Source organism: Pseudomonas sp. GV085 (assembly GCF_003050925.1).
In the GTDB taxonomy this organism is placed as follows: domain Bacteria; phylum Pseudomonadota; class Gammaproteobacteria; order Pseudomonadales; family Pseudomonadaceae; genus Aquipseudomonas.
In genome coordinates this window covers 521,897-545,180 of sequence record NZ_QAOV01000001.1, presented here as the reverse complement: position 1 = coordinate 545,180, position 23,284 = coordinate 521,897, and the positions used below count along the sequence as shown (strand labels likewise).

Genomic DNA, 23,284 nt, shown 5'->3' with positions numbered 1-23,284 from the left:
GTTCCCATGTTCCAATCAATCCTGAGGACAGACCTATACAAAATAGAAATATACCCTCCTAGCCAGAAATATAGATAGTAGGCTAACGGTATGACTCTCCTATACATCTATCTGTTTTTTTATATGGGAACATGGGAACAGGAGGGTGGAAAACCCCGTGTTCATTGGGCTTTGGCTGTTCCCATCTCCAAAAGCTTGATGGGAACAGGGTGGGAACATGGGAACAAGCCTTAGGGCAGCGATTGAAGGCCCAGCCACACACCTGGCGAATGGGGATTTCGCGCTGATGCGAGCCATATGGACACCAGCGGCCCTCTCCACAGAAGTTTTCCGGGTGACAAGGTGCCAGCGCTCCCTGGCGTGACGCTACGATCATGGGACGCCCACCATAGGCCCGCGAGACCATAGCCATGACCGCCGATACGCCAGGCCCAATCCAGCCAATCCAGATCCGCCGCGAGGCCGCACGAACCCTTTACGTAACCACACCAATGACCCTGGCGGAAGTAGCGGCCCAGGTCGATTGCAGTGAGCGCACGATGAAGCGCTGGAGCGCTGCTGATGGCGGTTGGAAGAAGGCTGGCGGGCCGAAGTTGACCGAGCGAGCCCATGGGATCGCCGATCGCATGGCAAAGGTTGCAGCGGAGTTGGAGGCCGCCCAGGTGCCGGCAGAGGATCGCCTAGCTGCCATGGCAGAGGCACGGGAGGATATAGCTGCCGATGATCGTGCTCAGTTGCTCGTGGCGCACCGAAATCAGCTTAAAGTCGTGGACGGCCTACTAAGCGAGGCGGTTCGATCCAGGAGCGATAACGGAGCTCGGCTGGCCTGGCGAGTGGCCCAGACGCTCGCTATCAAACAACGAGCCGAGCGCTTGGCCTGGGGCCTGGATAATGGCGAGCAGGACCAGACCATTGTGATCGAGCGCAGCTGACAGCCAACGAACTTCAATGACCCAAGACGATGAGACCATGAGCGTTTTACACACGCTGGGCCGGATGCCGTCCTTCGTGACAGGCAAAAAACGACCCAATATAGCCAGAAGCAGCCACTGGCGGAACGCCTAGCCAGACAAGAGCGTTCGCTCTTATAGCCTCGTTATCAGAGCCAGAAGATTCTACGCAAGGGCCAGCCCACTCACTGAGCGTAACAGTCTAAATATAATTTAAAATTTATATTTGCGGAGTTTTCCTCGCTTGTGTTGGAAATAGTTATTTCCCCTGATTTTATATATTGCAAATTGGTCCTTGGATGTTTCTCAAACCAAAACTCTCGCTCCCATTTGTGCTCAGAAAAGCTATGCAGCACCAAGTACGTTGTAGGCTCGCTCATTGGCTTGAGTTTTGATTTTAAATCCTCACTAATTCTCTTATCTTGTTTGTAGGTGTCTATCTGCGCTTGCGTTAGTGTGTACCAGTCATCCAGTGATACCATGACCAGGCTAGAGCGGGAGTCTGATCCATATAGGCCCGCCAAGTGGCAGTGCTGCTTTGCAAAGTCATGATTAACGGAAAACGGGATCGTCCTTGTAATCTCTGGCTGCAAAGATTCTTTGACTTCAGCCAGCATGCGTCGAGATACGATTTTAAGAGAGGGGTCAAGGCTAGTATAAATTTCTTTAATACCGCTGCCTGATAGCCTGATATCTTCATAATAAATAAAATACAGCGCGGTAGTTATTATGGCTGCCGCTCCAAGCAAGTTAAATGCGCGCACCCACTTTGGATTTGGCGTCGTTCGTGGCCTGCCATAGCTTGGCGTTTTTCCACCCACGAAAGAAACTATTAAATCAATCGCTTCCGGGTCTGCGTAGGAGGCGCTGTGTCTCAAACCTGAATAACCAGCAGAGGGCTTAAATAAGTAGCTCCCGCTCCCTTCGACGAGGGACGAGTCTGGTACGGCGCTTGGCAGTATCGAAATTAGGGTATTCATGAGCACCCCCTCACTGCCAAAACCAATTTTGTTTCCACGAATCAAAGGGGGGATAAGGTATCCGAGGAGGTATATCAGCAAGGAGAGCAGGCATCCAATAATATAGGGCATGATAATAAAATCTGAAGCGAGTTCTACACCGTAATCAGAGTTCCCATCCCGTATGTATGTGGCCAGAGCGATCCCCACGCTGCAAACTACCACTACCGGCCATAGTTTTGGAAGGATAGAAGTAATTAGGCTGCTTGAGTTTAAAGGAATAGCACTGATGAAATTTAGCGATTTAAGCCAAAGCAGCGCTTCGTCTCTGGATGTGTACAGTGCCAACCATTGGCATTGGACTTCCGGAGTGGAAACCGTGCGCAGATAAAATCTTGCTTTTCTCTCTAACGCCCTTGGCAACACCTTTGATAACCAACGACTAAGACTCGCCCTCCCCCCCTTATATGCATAGTACCATATTAATATGAGACTAATAATTAAGGACAATAAGGCCGCCGTGTCCGCACTGAAAAACAAGTATTCCAAGGAGAGCCTTAGCGCCATATCTCCAAATGGCATGTAAATCGGAAATATTAGCAGCCATGATATTGATGGCCCAAAAAAAGAAAACATGCGCATTGTTTCTCTTTTTTTTGCGTGAAAAAACGGGGTGCTTAAAAACACAATCTTGGTTACCGCAGATGCAACCAGTTTATTTCGCATTGCGTACAATGCGACATTTCCGCCATGACTATGCGCTATCAGTATGTGCTTTTTTTCCGGCTCTATAGAGAGCTGAGTCTCAAGGGTACTTGCTAATTCTAATCCTGCTAGCGTCCGTGCCCGATGTGAATTGCCCCCACTCCACTGAAACATATTCACCGATGCATTTGGGTATGTGGCAGACAATTTTTTATAGATCTCTGAAGTTGCGGTTATCCATTCCGCATTACTTGCAAAGGTTCCGTGAATCAAGGTAATAACACCAGAAAAAGACGTATTCATTCGCATCTTCCTTTGGGTAAACCTTCCTTGAATAAATTCCCCATAAGAAACTCTCAAGTCAGTTTACCTATGGCGCCGAAAAATTTAATATCTAGCATTAGCATCTATAAAGCTTGGTAGCCTGACCCATAATATGATCGGGTAATGTTCGCCATGTACACCCTCAATTGCATCATGCCTTAGGCCATTCATATATCAAAGTCATGAGCCATTCCTTATGCTTTCGGTGTGATTGTCGAAGCCTCCAGCAAAGTCCAGTGTAGCCTAAGTCCCTTACTATTTTGTCCAATAAAAATTTTTTACCACGACTGGCCTAGACACCGGCACGGTTGGCTATAACGTATAAACCGCAGTCGACGGCAAAACCATCTGATCATTGCCCATGAAGTGAACAACAATGGGAATGACCGGACATAACTCAGCCATATAGGGGGAGTACCCCACAAGCCCCCGTATGCGGAACGGTAAGGAGCACAAATTATCTGCAATGCGAGTCGCCATCCGTTGTAGCGCCGTGACAGTCCGCTTCTGGCTGGCTTTTGCCAGTACCACCGGCAGCTATTGGCCCAGAGTGTGTAAAAACGCCTCACCAAAATTGAAGTATGCGCATCTACGTTAAATCTGAAATTTATCGGCACGTCAGCCGATGTGGATTTCGCGTAGAAACGCGATTTCCAGTCCGATTTTGAGTACCTGTCTCGCTCAAAAACGTTTTTACACAGTCTCGGCCGTTCTCTGCCGGTCACGGCCACGAAGCGTGGTGGTCAAATTTGATGCAAATGGCTGGTCAGGTCGAATGCAAATGAATGGACAAGTCTGGGCGATTATCTAGCTCAAAAGGTACACCCTGAGACCCATGTATAAAGCGATGCGCTCAGACTAGCTCAAAGGTGTTGCTAAAATTTGAGCTACGCAACAAATTATGATCCATACATTACGAGCTAGGTCAGGGCAAAATGGCAGTCATCGGGTACATCAGGGTCAGCACGGTCGATCAGAGCGTCGAGTCTCAGCGTCATAACATCGAGCAGCTACACAAGGTCGAGGAGTGGTTTGCGGACGAGGGCGTTTCCGGTGCGGTGCGGGCTGCTGATCGGCCAGGGTTTGCCAAGCTGTTCGGCTACCTGCGCAAGGGCGATACCTTGATCGTCGGTGCCGTGGACCGCCTGGGGCGCGATACGCTGGACGTGCTTGCCACCGTCGAAGCGCTACAGAATAAGGGCGTAGCGATCATCAGTCAGCGCGAGGGCTTCGACTTATCCACATCGATCGGCAAGGCTATGTTGACCATGCTGGCGGCTGTGGCCGAGCTAGAGCGCTCCAACATCAAAGCCCGGCAGATGGCGGGCATTCAGCGTGCGAAGGCAGAAGGCAAGGCCCTGGGCCGGGTGAAGACCATCAACGACAACCAGGTTGTCGCCTGGAGGAAGGATAACGGGGCCAGCATCGCCGCCACGGCTGCGCAGTTCGGGATATCTGTCGCGAGTGTGAAGCGAGCATGTCGGCCGGTCCTCGTTCCCCTGTAGTGCGCTTGGCCTCGTGAAAGGTCCTAGACGCGTCAGCAAGGATGGTAGCAGTGGCCGCTGTGGATTACGCGTCAGTTGAGCATGCAGCCAGCCTTCTGGCTGCTATGCCCAGCGCTCCGGACTGAACAGCATCGAGCACCAGGCTGCCGTGCGGGTAGGTGTGCCTTTCACAGCGCCATAGCGCGTGCACATACCGACGCACCTCAGCCAGAGGCATCTGGCCCAACCGCTCGGCTGGTCGCGAGTGAATGCCTGCCATGTCGAACCCGTCCGCCGACAGATCACCGTGCACCAGCTGCAGTGCATAGGCCTCGTACAGTGCAGCGTCGTACTCCGGCAGGGAAAACCATGCATCCATCTCCATTGTATGCCCAGCCGAGCGAGAGGCCTTCTCGAGTTGGCTGATCGTTTCCGCATAACAGTTCAGCGCCTTGCTGCCTGGCAGCGGCGGAAGCTTGTCATTTTCCCCCATATTTTCCCCAAACAGATATTTGTGATGGCACGCTATAAGTGCGGGTTTAACGGACCAAAAGTGTAATACACCGTAATAAAACCCCTCGCTTCAGCCATACTACGACTGTATCTAGGAGTATGCACAACCTGAAGATTTGTTCAGAAATTTGCGATTTGGTTAAGCGAGCATCTTCGCGGGTAGGTATTACTCCACCCAAAAAACCACACTCGAATCCATTGTCCTCGTCGTCTCATTCGTCAACGGGGATCGCCCTAGCAAGGCCGGTATACCCTATTAGTTTCAGTCCACGTGCCCGCGTGGGGCGCGACACTCATTGTCTTCACTGTTGATCACTGCATGCATGTTTCAATCCGCGCGCCCGCGTGGGGCGCGACCAACCACCGCACCGATTATCGAATGAGGGAGGTTTTGGTTTCAATCCGCACGCCCCCGTGGGGCGCGACTGGGCATCGACATCTACCACACCAGTGGTGTCGAGTTTCAATCCGCGCACCCGCGTGGGGCGCGACGGGTGCCCCGCGTGGGTTCCGGCTGCATACCTGCTGTTTCAATCCGCACGCCCGCGTGGGGCGCGACTACTTGCGGTTGAAGTCCTCGCGCTTCATGTCGTCGTTTCAATCCGCACGCCCGTGTGGGACGCGACTTCCCGATTCCCTGACTTCCCTTCGTCTCGAAGAGTTTCAATCCGCACGCCCGCGTGGGGCGCGACCACAGGACATCGTCAAGTTCCTGCGCGAACGGTTTGTTTCAATCCGCACACCCGCGTGGGGCGCGACCAAGTCGCCTGTACGGCCTTTGCAGCGCCTCTGAGTTTCAATCCGCACGCCCGCGTGGGGCGCGACATCGTTCATCGAAAACCGCTCTCGCTGTGGAGTTGTTTCAATCCTCACGCCCACGTGGGGCGCGACTTTACGCAACAGGCCGCGAACGGTCTGGTTAAACATGTTTCAATCCGCACGCCCGCGTGGGGCGCGACCAGCACGCGCTGATGGTGATCAACGAGGCCAAGGAGTTTCAATCCGCACGCCCACGTGGGACGCAACTTCCGCAATTCATGGTGCAGGTCTTCGTCGCCGGGTCGTTTCAATCCGCACGCCCGCATGGGCGCGCGATGTTGGAACGCCTGCCTAGACAAGGTCAAGGAGCTGTTTCAATCCACGCACCCGCGTGGGGCGCGACTTTGCCAGGGCTTTTTAATGGGAGTCTGGATATGTCGTTTCAATCCGCACGCCCGCGTGGGGCGCGACGATCCCTTATAACTCGGCGACCGCCATAAGGAAAACTCTCCAGTTCCGCGAACCGCAGCGTACTGCCGCAAGCGGAACTTGCAGTTGCTCCTCAATAAAATTAAATCCAGTCAAATCAATTTGTTAAAGAACCGCGAACCTACCAGACTTTAGCCGGTCGCTTGTGGTTCGCAAAAACTAGAGAATTAGCGGGCCATTGAGATCCAGCACCGCCTTTGCGCCGATATGCTCGACTTTGCTTTGCCAGTTTTTGCCTAGGAAGTAGAAGCGCAGGCTGTCCTGCTCAGGGTCAATCAGGCCGCAGAGTCGTTGTTTGAGAAACGTCCATTGGGCTGCATCTACCTCAATCTCAAACACCGAATACTGCACGCATGGCCTCGAGGCACAGCCCCTGAGCGCAGAGCTGGACCTCATCGGCGCGGTGCTTTTTAGGGCGACCGCGCTTGTATTCCACCGGGTAAATGCGCTCGCCGCTGTCGGCGAGATGGAACTCAACCACATCGGCAACGCCCACGATACCTAGCGTCTGGTTGACCAACGGCATGGCGGTGGCCGTGCGCACACCATGGCGTTGTTCGGTGTGCGGCTGGTCTGCGCGCTCATGCAGCAGCCGCCCTTCGGCGGTATGGCGGTTTCAGCCCATAACTGCTCGATATGAATCAGGGCGCATTGCCGAGGGCAATACAGGTAATGCTGCAAGGCGGACAGTGGAATTAGGTCATCGTCGTCCATGCCCGCCTCTCTTCAGATCAACTCATATACGCTGACGCCTTGCGGTAGGGATTCACTGTCGATCGACACCCGGTAGTCGCCGAAGCTGCGGGCCGGCGTAGCGGCTTCGCCCTGTACACGCTCGACCTTCACCGTATCGAACAACACATGGGCCGGTGCATTGCCCATGGGATGTTCGTGTTTGAAGACGATCAACTTGCGGGCGGCCATTTCGCCACGGGCGGCTGAGCGGTCGTGCTCGAACATGTTGATCAGGCTGCTCCAGAGCAATTCGAGATCGCCCTCGGAGAAGCCGGTGCGCTCAGCCAGCTTGGCCGAGATAAAGCCATGGGCGCGGTAAAGGCCATAGGGAATGATGTGTTTACGGCCCATGGTGCGGTTATCGCCGCTTTGTTCTTCCGCTTCTTTCTGGGTGGTCACGGCCATGCGGGTGATGGAGATTTCCATCGGCACCACCGGGTCGATTGAGGTGGCGAAAGCCATTTGAATCGGACCACGCACCTGACCACAGTTGACCCCAGTGGTCATCACCGCACCGAAGGTACGCACGTCGAAGAAATTAGCGCACATCCAGTCGGTCAACTCCTTGGCCTTTGCCACGTCCTTGGGCAGCTTCTTGTAGCCATCCTTGGCATCGGCAGGTATATCCCGGGCTTTCCAGGCCAGCTCATGTTGATTGTTCAGCACGGATTTTTCCTGCATGTAGATGGCGTAACCGGCACCGCCCTCCTTGTCCAGGCTGACGTAGTTGCGGATCTTGCGCTTGAGACAAACGTCGGTGACCAGCCCCTGATTGGTTTCCGGGTCGAGGCGCGGCAGATTGCCGGCATCCGGATCGCCGTTGGGGTTGCCATTGCTGACATCGAACAGATAAACGAACTCGTAACGGTTGGCGATGGCACTCATTGCTCTGCTCCTAGCTCTGCTTTTTCTGTTCCAGCGGTGTCGGCTTCGGCGCTGCGGCCAAAGCGCGCCTGGGATTGATGGTAATAGCCGATAGCGAAACGACCTTGATCTTCAAGCTTCAAGCTGCGCGGGAACTGACTATCCAGGCCGTCGATGATTTCGCCGATCTCGCGCTCCAGGTGATGTGCCAGACCAGGCTTTTCTTTACGCACCTTGGCCAGATGGTTTTGCGTGTTGCGCAACAGCATCGGGAAAATGCTGGTGGGGGTTGCCGATGCCGCGCCGTAGTAACGATCACGAATGGTGGCGTTGACTTGCGTGCCCAAGGCAATGCGCTGGGCGCTTTCAAGTACAGCGAACAGCCGACCCAGGCGATAACCGGGGTTGCTGGCTTCCTTGTCGAGACTCACAGGCACCTCCTCATTGATTCCTTTAACGCCCAGGCGCATGTCGCGCGTCAGGACGGCCTTACACAACGCCACACGCACTCCAGAGATGTCTCCATCGGCGCGCATCCGCATGATTACGTTGGCTAACAGGCTGCGCGGGTAGCGGCTGCCGGTCAGAACGGCGCGGGTTATTTCACCGGCCAGTTGGGGTGAAATATCGTCTGCCTTGGTTTTACCGTCGCGGCTAGGGACAGTTGCATATAGCAAGCGCCAGATCGCCGGCTCGGTTTTCCACGGCAGCGGCTCGATATGCAGATCCTGGTAATGCTCGGCCAGACGCTGGGCGAAAAAACCCAGGCTACCGGTCTGCCAGAAGCGGATCGACAAACGCGAAGCATTCGGCGCCAGGCCCAGCACGAACAACTGAGTGCCCTGATCCAGCTGCAACCCCAGCTCGCGCAACGGTCTGCCCTTAGCTACGGCATCCAGTACCGTGCGCAGCTTGGCTGCTTCCTGGGCATCGTCGCTGGGTGGGCTCAGCAAATCGGCAAACAACAGCTCTGCGCTATTCGTCAGTTCCGGGGTTTCTGCTAACGCCCAGAAGACCACGCTGGCATCGCCGATCTGCAGACGCTGGCGGTTGTGTTCATCGCGGCGCAACAGGTGGTTAAGCACGGTGGTGTAAGCGAAAGCCACCGCCTCGGAAACGGGCGCATTGTCACCCTGGCTCTTGCCGTAGGAGCCGAAGGACTCCAGGTTGAAGGAGACTATGGAAGCACCAGAGCTCTGGGCACCATTCACCCCCTTGATCGCCGGATGCAGGCGCGCCAAAGGCAGTTTTTTCCCGGTCACCAGACACAACCCATCACGGACCTCGGCACTGGCCAGTAACTTGGCCCTGAGTAGTTGTGCGGCAGGTAGTTCGTGCAGGTATTTGTGTTCGCCATCGAGGCGGAAAACGAAGTTGGCATCGAGCATTTCTTCACTGAACATCGGCGCTTGAAACTGCTCCGGCGACCAGCGTCCAAGAAAAGCCGAAAACGCTTGCAGTGCGGGATCGATCTCGTCATCCAGGCACTGCTGATGCAAAGTCTTGAAAGCCTGATGCTCTTGAGCGGTGCGCTCGCCTACCTTGGCACTGACACCCAGCACATAGCTGGTTTTGTCCCAAAGAAAGTTGGATTTGATCCCGGCCGTGCGCTTTTCAGGCTGCGGAACGGTCAGACTTTTGGGCAGCGGCTTCTTGCCTGAGTTGTCACGTACATCCAGCACATCCACCAGCTCACCTTCGGCGGACAGCACCAACGCATAACTGATTTTTTCCTGGCTGTAGCCGAAGAGCGGCACCTTTTCGTCATCGCGCTCAACCAGTCGCAGATAGTAGCTATTGAGCGCCGAGAGGATCATGCCTTGACCTCCGCAGCCATAAACGGCGGCACTTCAATCAGACCATCACTCATCTGTGCACGGAAAAAATGCGGCGTCATGTCATTGGCAAAGTCGATGTCGTGCAGCATCCAGCCCAGGTCGAACCCGCCCTTGAGTGCTTCATCCACAATCGGCTCGTTACTGCCTGCTTCCAGTAACTGGAAGCAGGCGGGGAATTCGCGAACACCGAGGCAAGGTGCATGAAAATACTGCCCCTTGCGCGCACGCCGATTGAAGATATCCAGGTGTTTGCCTTCCGAGTCGTTGGCATCGGCCTTCTCGGTCAGCTCGAAGTGCGCCTCGATGACATAGGCCACATCCCGCAGGATGGTGGCCGCCCGTTGCTGGCGGTCTTCATCGACAAAGGTGATCAGGCCATCGGTGCGCCCGGCCTTCATCGCCTTGCCAACGCTGGCCGAGGACAACTTGCCGCCCACCTCGTTACGCCGCAGGGATTCGAAGCGGATCGGCTTGAGTACCTGGATACGATCCACCGCCCAGCGAATCGCCGGTTTCCAATGAATAGCTTCGAGAATGCCGCGCGCCGCGGAGGGTGTGATCACGTCATAGGAGACGCGCTCAACTTTCATCTCGGGTCGGGTAAAACACGCGCGCTCGCCCCAAACCAATAATCGAATTCCGTAGGCCATCTGGCCCTCCTTTTCTGTATTCCTTTACCCACGCCAACCTGGGTCGACGACCTAGTTACCAAAACAACCGCTCACTGCTGATAAAGGCTGGATTATCCCAATGCAGCCCGAACCGAGGGTGATACAGATCAGGATTGACCAAGACCATGAACTGCTCGCCATAGCGTTTTTCGCTTACCGCCTCAATAGCCCCAGCCTGCTGCAACGCGGCATAAGCCTGGCGTGGCACCTGCACCAGATAGGGTTGCAGGCGGCGGGCGATACCGGCGCAACCCTCAGCAAACTCCAACTCATGCAAGGCCGACTGGACTTCGTCGTCCCCAGGTAATGGAACGATCACCGGCATTTGCACACTGTCAATCATGCGGAACTTGCTGGCCAGCATTTCGAACGGCAGGCCGTCCAGCTTGCCATCCTCGATCTGCCCCAGGAGATTGTGTGCATCCAGCTCCTGCGGTCCCTTCTGCCAATACAATAGACGGAAATAACGCTGGATGGCGTCCAGACTCAGCGGATCATCCCCATGGTGGCGCAGCACCTCACGCGCCGCCTGGGCAAACTGCTTGAGCTCAGGTGGTGGTGCCCAATCCGAATTCTCAGTGGAAAAAATCAACACATCACTGTCTGCTATCGAGCGCTTGCCTTCCCGGTTGCAGCGCCCCGCCGCCTGGGCGATGGAGTCCAGCCCGGCCTCGGCGCGCAGTACCGCGGGGAAATCGACATCGACTCCGGCCTCGATCAAGGAGGTCGCGACTAAGCGACAAGGCTTGCCCTCCATTAACAGCACACGAACCTCAGCCAGCACCTGGCTGCGGTGTTTGGCGCACATCAGCGTCGTCAGATGGCGGGCGCCAGTACATTCGGCGATAGCCTCATAAAGCGCTCGAGCATGGCGACGGTTGTTGACGATGCACAGCACCTGGTCGCGCTCGACCAGCTGGCTCGCCAGTGCGTCATCACTCAAGCTCCCGACATGTCGTACCTGCACGCGCTTGAGTGCAGCGAGCAATTTACCCGGCTCGGGCGCCAACTCGCGGACGTTCTGCAAACCGCCAATAAAGTCCGGGGCTTCCAGGGCTGGTTGGGTTGCGGTACAGAGCACCGCACTGACCTTGTAGTTCAGCGCCAGCTCGTCGAGCGCAGCAACACAGGGGCGCAGCAATTTGAGCGGCAGGGTCTGAGCCTCGTCCAGCACCACCACACTGCTGGCGATATTGTGCAGTTTGCGGCAAGCGGACGGCCGGGCCGCGAAAAGGCTTTCAAAGAACTGCACCGCGGTGGTCACCACGATCGGCGCATCCCAGTTCTCCATCGCCAGGCAGATTTTTTCGCGAGACTGAAGACTTTTGCTCTTGTCGTCGACAAATGCGCTGTGGTGCTCCAGTACGGCATCGCCTAGATCGCCGAGCGCTTGACGAAAAACCGCTGCGTTCTGTTCCACGATGCTGGTAAAGGGGATGACGAAGACAAGCCGGCGCAAGCCATGGATTATCGCGTGATCCAGGGCAAATGCCAGAGAAGCCAGGGTCTTCCCTCCGCCGGTGGGCACTGTCAGCGAAAACAACCCAGGCGCAAGCTGCGCTCGATTCCGCACCTCGCCGAGAATTTCAGAGCGCAACTGGTTAACCGCTGAGTTGGCCTTGAATCGGCCAAGGTAGCCATCAAGCCGTGAGCGCAGTTCCATCAGACTGGGTTGCGGGCCACCGCGCAGCGTTTTGCGCTTCTCGATCCTGTGGTAGTAGGCCTCGGTATCGAGAAAGTCGCCGTCCACCAGACAGGAAAAAATCATCCGGGCGAGGAAGGCAAGTTGAAACTGCCCCCGCCCTTGGCAGGCCCGAAAGCCAGCGGGTGGGGTCAGCGAGTTTTCCGCGGGCAACTCGATTTCATCGCGCCAGGCTGACAACAAACTAGGCAGTTCCACACGCAATCGGTCATTCAAGGCCGTGCGCTCACCGGGATCACGGCCATTCGCCAAACCGGCGTGATGCCCTGCAATGCCATAAGCCAGTAGTTTGCCGAGCGGGCCATAGCGTTCACAGACAATCCGCGCGCCCCAAGTGGAGTGATCGACACGACCGTAGTCACCATTCAGACGAAGCTGAAATTCCTCGGTGTACTTGCCAAGGTCATGCAACAAACCCGCAACACGGGCTAGCTCCTCAGCAGAAAAAGCGACAGCGAAACTACCCGCCAAGCTACCTACTGCTGAGAGATGATCAGCCAGCAATTGCCAATCCAATCGATCGGAACGTTCGCTAGAGTGGGCGTAAAAAGATGGCATATGAGCACTCCTTTTCATGAAATGGAGCCTAGCCGAGTACAAAATGAACGAGCGCGAATAACCGTTTCAGCCTAAAAAATCTTTGCTCAAGGCGCGGGCGCAGAGTCACTATTCAAGAATTCGACGATGGCCAACCCCTCGGCCGCTAGTCGCTTCACCGCCCATAAGGATTCACCCATTGAAATAGCCGTGGCATGATTCTAAGTTGCCAGTACAAAGCTGAACGGACGGCACGATTATTAGGGCGCGCCTCGCATGCCCTTGCTTCTCATAGCCTTATAGTGTCCACGCGAGGGTGAATATGGTTTCGGTCATGGATGTAGCAAAACCACGCTTGGGTACCTGGACCCAGCATTTTCTGTCCAATCGCAGTCTCCTCGAACCTGATGGTAGACCTCTGTATGCCTACCGCACCTCAGACCAGGAATATGCAGCTCTTTCCGAACTGCTGAAAAATCACGAACTCAATCCCCGTGGATTAGACGGCACCGCGTTTGCCATGGCATGGCTGCTCTACGCTGCCGAATGGTGGAAACGCTCCTACGAGGGAGGCGCCTGGGCCTGGAATCCGGTATTCGCAAACCTGTCGCTGACTTTTCCTGGGTACGCAGCCTGTCAGCAGTACGTAATCGCCGGGAGGAAAGCGTGGCGCCTTTCGGCCGAGCTGGGGCGTGGTAAGCGTTATCTAGGCTTGGTTGCGATTCAGGGCGGCCTTCCATTGCGTTTGATCGAATCGTCCCACGGCAACCTGGTTCGCTTATTAAAGGCCGTACTCCGTCAAACCATCACCTTCCGCCTTGCCGAAGAAGTTGTTCAGGCAGAGATTCAGCACCATTGTGAGCTTCTTCCATCGAGCTATCGCCAGCCAACGATTTACCGTCTGCTAGCGGAAGTGGTTCAAGCAGTCCAAGGCTTGCACCACAGTTATTGTTTACATGAGACTCAAAACCCTGTTGAGGTTCTCGATTCACGCTACCCGCAATGGATGGACCACTTTCCGCTTCGTCTTGATGACGACTCGGCCCGAAGCCTACTCACTGGCCTGATCGAGGCAGCAGTTGACGCAAGCCGGAGTGGGTCTCGTATCCCTGTACAGATGCGGCGCTCCCTTCGATTTGGAACCGAGGGCAATTGCCGACTGGATGCTGCAATCGATATCGCGCCCCGAACCACGCCGCAGGCATTAGCTGAGTTGTTCAACGGCGCGTCAACAGATCTGCTGCCGCCATCGTTTGAGCTCACTGTTGAGGTTGGCGGCCGGGAGTTTCACCTCGCTGACGGTGTTTGCCGCGATGGTGCCGTAAGGCTTGTTGCCCGCCCGCTGCCCACTTCACTGGCCAACTCAACTGTTTCTGCTCGCCTCAGACTGATTCGTCTGGGTAAGACCCTGTTTGAAGCCCCGTTGTCAGGCAGCGACACGCTTGAGCCCGACATGCCATGGGTCTTTAAGGATGCAGCACCAAGTGCTCCACTGGTGGCCATGGGAAGCTGTAGTACGCGTGACGATAGCGTACTTTTGTGTCTTCCAACGCGAGCTACGGTCTTCAACGAAGATTCAAACTTTGATGAATTGTCATCCCCGGTGCCAGAGCGCAACCTTTACCGAGTCCACTCTGGGGTTACGCGTGCATCACTTGCAGATGGCGTCTACCGCATCCGATGCGCCCAGGAACGCGACGATGATGGGATGCTTTGTTGGGGTGGGCAACTCATAGTGGAACGGTCCGAGCCGGTACCAACTTACAGAGGTATGCCGTCTCTGCGCCGCATAGCTGAAAGTGGGACAGGCCCATCCATCGCACAAGGCGAATTTCTGTGGAAGACGAGCGGCAACCCATGCGTCGTTTCGTTTCGCTCACCGCCTGTGGGGATGGGGACCCTTCTATGGAAGTATGCCGATACGATACAGACTCGACTGAAAGTGGTTTGCCTACCCGCCGATGCTTCGGTCGAGGTAGGCGCGGAGAGCGACAGCCGCAGTGGTGTTCTGTGGCTCCGATCTTGGCCAGCTCTGGGCGTGGGTTGTGAAAATGACTCCTGCAATCTGGTTGCAGAGCAACTAGGACGCGACTGGAAGCTCACTTTGCGGGCACACGATCACTCCGTGCCCGCGGAGGTGACCCTCACCCTCGCTTGGCCGGGCAATCAAACGCAGCATCTGATAGTTCCCTTTCCGGCGACCGGAGCAGTCTTTCTTGATCCTGAAGGGAGACGGATGCAGTCTCATCAGCGGATTGATGTTAACGACCTACTCGGCAGCCGCCTTCGGCTACTACCCGGGAAGCATCGTCGGCATTGGCAAGTGTGCCTTTTGCTTCGAGACAGCGCGAAAGGCCGTCCGCTTCTGACCCGGACTTTCGAGTACGGTGTCTCCGAGGAAATCAGGCTTTTTGACTACATTCGGCCGATCCAGGAAATGCTCGCATGCATTGAGGCACTCGATGCGACAGTGACCATCGAATGCCAGGAGCTCAATACATCGGTGGCCTCCATTCAAGTGGGGCGTTACACAGCGAAACTTCAGCGCGACCTCGAAACGGGGGCAGTTTGCTTTCCGCACGCCGAGCGGATACCAGAGGGTGGGATTGAAGCGCTTGGCATTTTTACAGCCCCCATCTCACATCCGGACGTCGCTCCCGAACGGCTTAAGCAAGCTCGATCGGAAGACTCGTACTTGAGCCGCTGGTGGTTTAATCCAGGCAGCCGCGACTCGGGGCCTTGGCTGATTTTTCCTGATAACACTTCTAGGTCGGCGTTTCGCCCTTTCATTTGGGCCATTAGCCAACCTTACGGTCAACCTCAACCAAAGCTTTCAGGGCTTAGCTTGGCGTTGTCGCTGGCAACAACCGAGGAACGCTATGCCGCACTCTCGGCCGTGGCCGAACATCTAGCTGCGCACCCCGAGGACGACGATTGGTTCCTGCTCGAGGCGATCGTTGAAAATCTGGGTCATCTGCCCCTGTCCGGATTGGACGTTTGGCGCGTCTTCTCTACGAAACCACGGGCGATGATCATGACGTTGCTTCATTGCGAGGGCTTTGCCGAAAAACTTGCGGGGAGGGTCTCCGAGGAGCTTCCCTTCGAATGGCTACTAGGCTCCCCGGCCGACTGGGTAGCTTGCGTTCGTATACTTCAGTCATTCTGGCTTGCCGAAGGCAGATCCAAAGGGTTTGCACGCACCATTCTGGATTGCAGATCCTCAATGGGGATCGCGCAGCCAGGACTTCTGCTGGCGATTGATCTTGCACGCCATCTGGTAATGGGTGCAGATGATCAGTCCGCTAAGACGCTGATCACTTTACCTGGATCATTGCTGTTCCTACAGCAGCACGTTCTCAACGAGCCTGAGGGGAGTTCTTTCCATACGCTGCTCCGCCGTGAGGATGACAATTGGCCCAAGTTGTTTAAGCATGAAATAGCCGCTTTCCTAAATACAACAGCCGTTCAGGCGTTCTTTGAACCCTTCTCATTGGATCGCCGAGACTATAAATGGTCAGTCATCGGCTTTCCTCTTTGGCTTGGCTTCGAGGTTGCCCAAGGCAGGTCATACCAATGGCTGGCCAGCACGGACCGCCTTCACGCCCTTCGCCTTTACCGTGACTTCGATCGCGAATGGTTCGATACCGCGTACCGTCTCGGCCAAATTTTGGCTTTCAGTACTGAGAGTGCAGTGCTTAATTAATTGGAAGGACCCACATGACTTATTTCGAATCCCTGATTGGTGAGCTTCGCAATCGCAGTACCCGCGCCATTCAAAGCTTGCTGGCGCTTAAGCACCCAGCGCTTCGTGAACACCTCACTCAGCAGCTGATGGGAGAACCAGGGCAGAAAGGCGCGATTCTCGCCGACCCGGTGTTTGAGCCCACATTCGGTTGGCGAAAAAGCGAAGAGTCGCTCGGTACTCTAGAGGGCAACCTGCTCCACCCTAGTCTCGTTCGCAACATGGTTACGCCGCTGAGTTCCACGAATGTAGACCCGTTCCCTCGTGATCGAAAGGTCTACAGCCACCAACTCGAAGCTTGGCAGATCCTCGGGGGCGAGAAGCCAAAGTCACTCGTTGTCACAAGCGGCACCGGGTCGGGCAAAACCGAATGTTTTATGGTACCCGTACTGGATAGCCTGGCCCGGGACGCGGCGCGCAACGGCACTCTACAGGGCGTACAAGCGTTGATGATTTATCCCCTCAACGCCCTCATCAGCAGCCAGCAAAATCGGCTTGATGCATGGACCGACGGGTTTGATGGAAAGGTTCGTTACTGCCTGTATACCGGGGCATTGAATACAACGGTTAAGAAAGGTTCGTCGCAGACATCTAGGGGCCATGTTCCTGACCGCACGCGTTTGCGAGAAAGTGCTCCGCCCTTGCTGGTCACCAACGCAACCATGCTCGAGTACATGCTGGTGCGCAAAGACGACGCTCCGATTCTGGAGCAGTCGGCCGAGAAACTTCGCTGGATCATCCTCGACGAGGCGCACACGTACGTTGGTTCCCAAGCTGCGGAAATGGCGCTGCTGTTACGCCGCGTGATGTACGCGTTCAAGGTCGAGCCGAAAGATGTGCGTTTCATTGCTACGTCGGCAACTTTTGGTAGCGACCAAAAGACGATCGACTCACTCAAATTGTTTCTCGCTCATATGGCGGGTGTCGACATCAGCCAAATCGAGGTTGTGCAGGGCCATCGCGAGGTTCCCACCCTACCCCTTGCTTCCAGCGAGCACGATCTGAGCTTCAATGACATTGCCGCGATTGACGCTGGCCAAGTTGCTAGTCCCAAGCGCTACGAAGCACTGGCTAACCACCCATTGGCACGTGCCCTTCGGTCCGCATTCATCACAGAGTCCGGTACGCAAGTGAATAAGTTGAGCTCATTGAGCACGACATTCTCGGGGTCGGTGCCGTCTGAAAGACTGCTGGCCTGGCTTAGCATATTGTCGGGCACCCAAATGCCAGACGGCATTGATGATCCGTTCTTCCTGCCTCTTCGCCTTCATTTGTTCCACGATGTTCTCCAGGGGCTGCAAGTATGCGTTGATAGAGCATGCCCTGCTAAGGCGAACACACCCTTGGCTGACCCTGAATGGCCATATGGAATGGTGCACACCAGTGACCGCACAGAGTGCTCTTGTGGTGCGCCAGTCGTTAGTCTGGTGAGTTGCGGTTCATGCAATGAGGCGTTTCTGCTGGGTCGACAGACAAAGGACGGGAACGTTTCAAGTGTGCCGCGCGATGCTGTCGACGAATTCGCCCTGGATCTTGATCGGGAAACGGACGATGAAGATGAAGACCATGCGCCTCCTCCCAGCGGCAGAGGCCAGCGCTGGCTCATCGTCAACCGGAAGGCAGAGCTCGAAACGGAAGAACGATGGCTTGACAGGAAAGAGCAACGTCTCTGCGATCATCAGCCAGAAGGCGACGCAGCTCTTCTCGAAATTCTGGTGCTCGCCGGCTCGGATCAATGCCCTTGCTGCAAAGATGAAGCGCCCCAGAACGTCCTGTTCCGTAGCGCTGTCATCGGTACCCCCCTTCTGCTCAGTACTGTGATACCCGCATTGCTCGAGTTCTGTCCCGCCGACAAAGACGGTGCGCTCACTAAGCCCTTCAGCGGGCGGAAGATGATTTCATTCACCGATAGTCGCCAAGGTACCGCACGTATCGCAGCCAAGCTGCAGCAGGACTCCGAACGGCTACGAGTGAGAAGTCTGATCTATCACCATTTGCTCAACGAGGATACGGGTGGCCAACTCCCGCCTGACGAGGAAGCTGAGTTGGCGGAATTGATTGCCGACGAGGAAAGAGACCTCTTAAGCGTTCGAGACAAACGACAGTTGCAAAAGCTGCGGGATATTAAAGCCAAGCTGCAGTCAGGCGCGGTGCTTTCCTGGGATCAACTGCGCCGGATGCTCGCTATGTCCCAAGACGTTGGCGGAGGGATATTGACCTACTACACCAAGTTGGCTGACGAGTTATTTTCTGCCAATGTGGGTGCGACTGAGTTGGCAGGCATCTTTCTGGCCAGGGAGTTCATGCGCCGACCCAAGGCGCGAAACAACCTCGAATCGATGGGTCTGGTAGAAATTGTGTACCCACAGCTGGGCGCGGTCACCGCTCCGACTGGCTGGCCGGGCACTGATACCGATTGGCGTGCATACCTTAAGGTGCTGCTGGACTTCTTCGTCCGGGAAAATACCTATGTCCGCATTCTTCCCGAATGGCAACGTTTCATCGGCACGCGCTTCATGGCCAAGTCTCTCCTTTCTCCCCAGACCGAAGTGTTGGATGCGGGCTCGAAGCGGCTGTATCGCATCTGGCCAAGCGTCAAAGTCGGACGCAAGCGTCAATCCCGCCCGATTAATCTACTCTGCGACGCTTTCGGGCTATCTCCCGATATCAACTCGGATAAGCTGAATTACTTCCTTCAAGAGGCCTGGAAAGCTCTGACGGACACCACGAAGTTGCTCACCGGCGAGGCTCGAGGTGTTCAACTTGATCTAAACAAGCTCCACTTCAGGCTCAGCAGTACAGTGTGGCAATGCCCTGTCACCCGCAAATTCCTGGACACGGTTTTCGCTAACCTCAGTCCCTATGGTGCCGCCGGCTCACAAAGCCCTTCATTGCCCCTCACCCAGTTTCAGATACCGAAGTACCCGTACTCAAACGGTGGAGCAAAGACAGATGGTGAGCGCATCGCCGAAGCACGGCAGTGGCTGGTCACTGACCCCACAGTAAAAGCATTGCAAGACGAAGGCCTATGGTCTGATCTCCATGACCGCATCATCGAGAGCGCCCCCTATTTCCGTGCAGCTGAGCACTCCGCGCAGCAGAAAGACAAGACACTTCGGGACTACGAAAAACTGTTCAGCGAAGGTCAGATCAACTTGCTTAGCTGCTCAACCACCATGGAGATGGGCATCGACATAAGTGGGATTTCCGCCGTCGCAAACAACAACGTGCCCCCCCAACCTGCTAACTACCTCCAGCGTGCGGGGCGGGCAGGCCGTCGTGGTGAAGGTCGCGCCATCGCGCTCACCGTATGCCGCCGCACTCCTCACGACCAGCATGTATTTGCCAAACCCGATTGGCCATTCGTGACAGATATGGTCGTTCCCAAGGTGTCCCTGCGCAGTCCCGATCTAATCACCCGTCACCTGAACGCATTCTTATTGGCGTACTGGCTCAAGGAAGTGCTGGGCTACGAAGAACTACGCGGTATGACTGTCGGCTCATTCTTCACCTGTGACGTTCAAGAGTCAGGGCATAGCGTCTCGCTGGCAGAGAGGTTCAGCTACTGGTGCCGGCATGACGCGCCAACCCTGGAACCGGTATCCCACCAGTTGAAAGCCCTCGTGGACTGTACGGTGCTTGCCCTGACTACGCCTGAGGTGCTTAGCCGCAGGACAGCAGAGGGCATCGCCGATATCTCTGAAACATGGCTGAAGGATTACGAGTATGCCATGCAGGAGAAGGCCTACTTTGAGGGGTGCAATGAGGCTAAAAGTGCCGCCTTGCGTGCCCTGATGGCTCAGCTGGATTTATTGACGGGCGCCTACCTGTTGAAAGAGCTCGCCACACGGCGATTCCTGCCGGGCTATGGCTTCCCCACGGATATCGTAACGTTCAACCCTATCTACAAAGCACCGAAGGCGAAGGTCTATGGGGTAAGACAGCGCGAGGATAAATGGGGTCAAAGCCGGGACCTTCCTTCACGGGATCGGATCACAGGGTTGCGAGAGTATGCCCCCGGCGCCGAGATCGTGCTGGACGGACTGGTGTACCGCTCTCAGGGTGTAACCTTGAACTGGAAGCTGCCTGCTACCCAGGACGATGTGAAGGAGGCTCAGGTGTTCAAATGGGCCTGGCGCTGCAACGCCTGTGGAGCAACCGGAAGCACGTTCATGCTTGAGCCGAGCAATTGTGAATGTTGCGGCAGCGACCTCAAAAAAAGCGAAGTTTGGCGATACCTCATACCCAATGGCTTTGCCGTAGTATTCGGTGACCTGCCCCACACAGATGTCGACCATCCTACGTATGTCCCAATTCAGCCTGCCCGACTGAGCGTAAATGAGCCTTGGGTGCCTCTGGCAAACCCGGCGAACGGGTTTTTCCGCGCGAGCGACAAAGCCCACATGTTCCACCATACGGCCGGAGCGTTTAATGCAGGCTTCGCCTTGTGCCTCGAGTGTGGCCTGACGGAGCCGATGCTCTCGACTCCCGATCCTGACGTTCCCGAGGGCGAGTCAACCTTGCCGGGAATTTTCCGCTCGGCCTCAAGGGCGCATCGGAGGCTCCGCGGAGGAAAGTATGACGATAAGCCCGAGCCATGCCCAGGGCACACTAACAGGTGGAAAATTCAGTCAAATGTCAGACTTGGGCATGACGGCGAGACAGACGCGATCGAATTGCTTTTGCGCAATCCTACGACCGGCGCATGGCTGAGGGACAAGGTCGCGGCCTTTACCATTTCAGTTGCCCTGCGCGAGGCTATTGCCAAAGCCACCGGCGTTCTCCCTGAAGAGCTCGGGTTCAGCACCCGCCAAGTGGAATGGGAGGGGCAAGCTGTGCAGATCGTACAAGTATTTGATCAGCGCAGCGGTGGCTACGCGACCCAGGCAGCCTTGGAAATCAACACCGCCGACATTTGGAGCGACGTCGAGGAAACCCTAAATTGTCCGCATTGCCAAAGCGCATGCGAGAACTGCCTGATTGGGTTTGACACTCGATTTGACGCTGACAATCTTGACCGACTCAGGGCGCTGGAATGGATAAACTCCGTGTGGCGTCATGGCCTCTCGCTTCCTGATGATGAAAAAGCCTTTGGGCCAGACAGCGTAGCGGAGACCACAAGTCTGCTTGAAGCAGTTGCAATGCACCTCGCGAAGCACGGCTCAGGTACGGTCAACATTTACTTGCAGGGTAGCCCGGAGCAATGGGACCTACCGCTCGCATCTACCCTGCTCGACCGGGTAGCCTCCTGGTGCGCAGAGAAGCTGTCAGTACGCCTTATTGCAGCCGAGGGGACGTTAGAGCTGCTTGGTGAAGGCAATCGTTACCGCCTGGCCGCCCTTGTAGATAGCGGCGCGTCGTATGGTGAAGTCCCAAGGTCCCATACGCTTAGTGGAAACACGCATTTCAGCTTGGTATCCCTTGAGCTACCAGACTCAATGATTGCCTGGGCGAGTAAGGCTGAAGCCCTAGGCATTCCGGTGAACTCGTGGTCTCGAAACGTCGATGGCTGCCTGATCGTTCGAGGTAACCCAGATCACTCAGCAACTAGCCCACACAACTTTGCGGCAACTGAAATTCGGCCCGTGTCCGGCGATACTGAAATTGACATCGCACCGGCAGATGTGGGCGGCAAGCTGGTTGGGTTTGGCAAGCAATTCTGGTCGTTGCTGACTGAGCGCTCACCGGCCCTGCGCACTGCCTTCGCTCAACAGGACGTTCTGGAATGCATCGAATACTCCGATCGGTACATCCGCAACCCATTTACCGTGGCACTGTTCGTTGAGGTAGTCGATGCGCTGCGCCATGCTGTCACTGAGGCTACTTCAAGCCCGCGAGTGATTGTTACAGGCCAGCAGTATCAGTCCACGTTCCTAGCACCCACACTTCTATGGCACGACTGGCCCAGCCATGAGCAGCGCGATGAAGCGATGCAGGCAGCGTTGGAATACGTGGGTTTTTCCCCTGAGGTGCGAAGCGATCTGGCCATCGACCACGGGCGTATGCTGCGCTTGACGTTTACTTCTGGGCGCCAGGTTCGAGTCCGCCTCGATATGGGTTTCTCTTACTGGCGTATGGATCGGCAGCAAGGCCAACGGTATCGGAATGCGTTTGGGTTTTCAGAGGATGCGACAAGGCAGGGGGATGCATTGAACAGACTAGACGCCAGCGTTACGGTGACTGAGCGCTGGCACACCCAAGTGTTTGTTCGGGTGTGACATTGTGCGAGGAATTCCCTTCGCCAGAACTGTCGCAGCAGGTGCCCAGAATCTGGGCCCTGCGTCTTGCCACCGGCGCACGGCTAGCCTTCTTGGTCTATGGTTTGGCAGTGCGCCGGTGTGACGCCTTGCCCGGCACTCTTACCTGAGGATTCCCTTCGTGAAGAACCCTGCAATGGTCCACCTCACCGCTGTGTATGACTCAAAGACCGGGTGCCACAGTGAACGTCCGAGCAGGATTATAGTTCGCCCCTTTCATATCCTCAGCCTCCGCGAAATGCAGGAATCTGCAATGTACAAAGCCGTACTGAGGTAGTGCTGAACGAGGGGCTGGATGAGGACTGCGGAAAGCATGTGCGGCGCGATGGGTAATTGCACAGACCTGCCCACCCATTTGCACTCGACTTGACCAATCATTTGCATCGGATTTGACCGGCACGCTTCGTGGCCGTGACCTGCAGAGAACGACCCAAACCAACCAGTCGTGACTGGCAGATAACGGCCGAGGCTGTGTAAAAAGGCTGCCCCGCTTTGAAGTCTGCGTTGCTACGTACAATCTGTCAGCGCTTGGTTAGTCAGCAGACCTAAAATTTTCGGGTGAACGCGATTTTCGTTGCGGTTCTGACTGTCAAACCAGCTCTAAAACGTTTTCACACAGCCAGAACCCAAAGCTGCCACCTCCGCTTTCGAGCAAGAGACAAGGTAGTGACGCTGAATCAGGATCATAAAAGGGCTTTACCGAGACCACAGGTGGAGCCGTAGGTAGATCGTAGAGGATTTCAGTCTTAATGAGC

General features: G+C 55.7%; 12 protein-coding genes. 4 read left to right on the top strand and 8 right to left on the bottom strand.

Annotated elements, in window-relative coordinates; genetic code table 11:
• Positions 1-410: 410 nt before the first annotated feature.
• A complete protein-coding gene (locus tag C8K63_RS02530) occupies positions 411-932 on the top strand; it encodes a hypothetical protein (RefSeq protein WP_108215239.1) in 522 nt (173 codons plus the stop codon).
• Between the two features lie 203 nt (positions 933-1,135).
• Here C8K63_RS02530 and C8K63_RS02525 read toward each other — a convergent pair whose 3' ends face one another.
• On the bottom strand, positions 1,136-2,917 hold the full coding sequence (locus C8K63_RS02525) for a triacylglycerol lipase (protein WP_146176365.1): 1,782 nt from the start codon (positions 2,915-2,917) through the stop codon (positions 1,136-1,138).
• Between the two features lie 956 nt (positions 2,918-3,873).
• Between C8K63_RS02525 and C8K63_RS02520 the strand changes: the two genes are divergently transcribed.
• Positions 3,874-4,443 carry a recombinase family protein gene (locus C8K63_RS02520; RefSeq protein WP_108215237.1) on the top strand — a complete coding sequence of 190 codons (570 nt, stop codon included), beginning with the start codon at positions 3,874-3,876 and terminating at the stop codon, positions 4,441-4,443.
• Positions 4,444-4,507: 64 nt separating this feature from the next.
• On the opposite strand, the gene C8K63_RS02515 is transcribed toward C8K63_RS02520, so the two are convergent.
• The 7 genes from C8K63_RS02515 to C8K63_RS02485 all read right to left on the bottom strand — a co-directional run bounded on the left by C8K63_RS02515 (position 4,508) and on the right by C8K63_RS02485 (position 12,551).
• Entirely contained in the window at positions 4,508-4,915 is a 408-nt protein-coding gene (locus C8K63_RS02515; protein ID WP_108215236.1) for a hypothetical protein, read from the bottom strand.
• Between the two features lie 1,427 nt (positions 4,916-6,342).
• The gene (gene cas2 / locus C8K63_RS02510) at positions 6,343-6,534 is read right to left on the bottom strand and encodes a CRISPR-associated endonuclease Cas2 (protein WP_256594881.1); all 192 of its coding nucleotides are present in this window, start codon (positions 6,532-6,534) and stop codon (positions 6,343-6,345) included.
• The gene (locus C8K63_RS30680; RefSeq protein WP_371920723.1) at positions 6,515-6,709 is read right to left on the bottom strand and encodes a hypothetical protein; all 195 of its coding nucleotides are present in this window, start codon (positions 6,707-6,709) and stop codon (positions 6,515-6,517) included. The genes cas2 and C8K63_RS30680 overlap by 20 nt, the downstream gene beginning before the upstream one ends.
• A gap of 200 nt (positions 6,710-6,909) precedes the next feature.
• On the bottom strand, positions 6,910-7,803 hold the full coding sequence (gene cas7c / locus C8K63_RS02500) for a type I-C CRISPR-associated protein Cas7/Csd2 (protein ID WP_108215234.1): 894 nt from the start codon (positions 7,801-7,803) through the stop codon (positions 6,910-6,912).
• A complete protein-coding gene (cas8c, locus tag C8K63_RS02495; RefSeq protein ID WP_108215233.1) occupies positions 7,800-9,599 on the bottom strand; it encodes a type I-C CRISPR-associated protein Cas8c/Csd1 in 1,800 nt (599 codons plus the stop codon). The genes cas7c and cas8c overlap by 4 nt, the downstream gene beginning before the upstream one ends.
• Entirely contained in the window at positions 9,596-10,270 is a 675-nt protein-coding gene (gene cas5c / locus C8K63_RS02490) for a type I-C CRISPR-associated protein Cas5c (RefSeq protein ID WP_108215232.1), read from the bottom strand. Before cas5c ends, cas8c begins: the two co-directional genes overlap by 4 nt.
• Positions 10,271-10,325: 55 nt before the next feature.
• Complete coding sequence (locus C8K63_RS02485) at positions 10,326-12,551, bottom strand: CRISPR-associated endonuclease Cas3'' (RefSeq protein ID WP_108215231.1); 2,226 nt, start codon at positions 12,549-12,551, stop codon at positions 10,326-10,328.
• 313 nt (positions 12,552-12,864) lie between these two features.
• Between C8K63_RS02485 and C8K63_RS02480 the strand changes: the two genes are divergently transcribed.
• Together C8K63_RS02480 and C8K63_RS02475 are read left to right on the top strand one after the other, a co-directional pair.
• Positions 12,865-16,233 carry an STY4851/ECs_5259 family protein gene (locus C8K63_RS02480; protein ID WP_146176364.1) on the top strand — a complete coding sequence of 1,123 codons (3,369 nt, stop codon included), beginning with the start codon at positions 12,865-12,867 and terminating at the stop codon, positions 16,231-16,233.
• 14 nt (positions 16,234-16,247) lie between these two features.
• Positions 16,248-22,490 (top strand): DEAD/DEAH box helicase, encoded by a 6,243-nt coding sequence (locus C8K63_RS02475; protein ID WP_108215229.1) that lies wholly within the window; start codon positions 16,248-16,250, stop codon positions 22,488-22,490.
• Positions 22,491-23,284: the final 794 nt, after the last annotated feature.